The sequence below is a fragment of the Enterococcus sp. HMSC072F02 genome (assembly GCF_001837725.1).
In the GTDB taxonomy this organism is placed as follows: Bacteria; Bacillota; Bacilli; order Lactobacillales; family Enterococcaceae; genus Enterococcus_B; species Enterococcus_B lactis.
Genome location: NZ_KV833977.1, coordinates 73,364 through 73,845 on the forward strand (window position 1 = coordinate 73,364; position 482 = coordinate 73,845).

The 482-nt window shown below is 49.8% G+C and carries 4 tRNA genes; all 4 read right to left on the bottom strand.

Annotation, left to right across the window (positions count from 1 at the left end):
- Positions 1–48: 48 nt before the first annotated feature.
- Positions 49–122 (bottom strand) — tRNA-Met (locus tag HMPREF2731_RS13495).
- 12 nt (positions 123–134) lie between these two features.
- Positions 135–224 (bottom strand) — tRNA-Ser (locus HMPREF2731_RS13500).
- Between the two features lie 23 nt (positions 225–247).
- Positions 248–319, bottom strand: a tRNA-Glu gene (locus HMPREF2731_RS13505).
- A gap of 21 nt (positions 320–340) precedes the next feature.
- Positions 341–428: transfer RNA gene (locus HMPREF2731_RS13510), tRNA-Ser, on the bottom strand.
- Positions 429–482 lie beyond the last annotated feature (54 nt).

The following is a 482-nucleotide window of genomic DNA, read 5'->3' on the forward strand; positions in this document are numbered from 1 at the left end:
AGGCATGTTAACCCCTACACCACGGAACCAGTGTTTTTAGTTTTTAAATTGCGGGAGCAGGATTTGAACCTACGACCTTCGGGTTATGAGCCCGACGAGCTACCAGACTGCTCCATCCCGCGGTAATATGATAAAGGAGGATAAGGGATTCGAACCCTTGCACGGTTTTACCCGCCTGACGGTTTTCAAGACCGTTCCCTTCAGCCGGACTTGGGTAATCCTCCATGTAAAACTATATTGAATTTAATGACCCGTACGGGATTCGAACCCGTGTTACCGCCGTGAAAGGGCGGTGTCTTAACCGCTTGACCAACGGGCCAGGTAAAACAAAATATTGAAACGGAGAAGGAGGGATTTGAACCCTCGCGCCGGTTTCCCGACCTACACCCTTAGCAGGGGCGCCTCTTCAGCCACTTGAGTACTTCCCCAAAACCAATAAGATTTTGTACTAATGGGCCTAAATGGACTCGAACCATCGACCT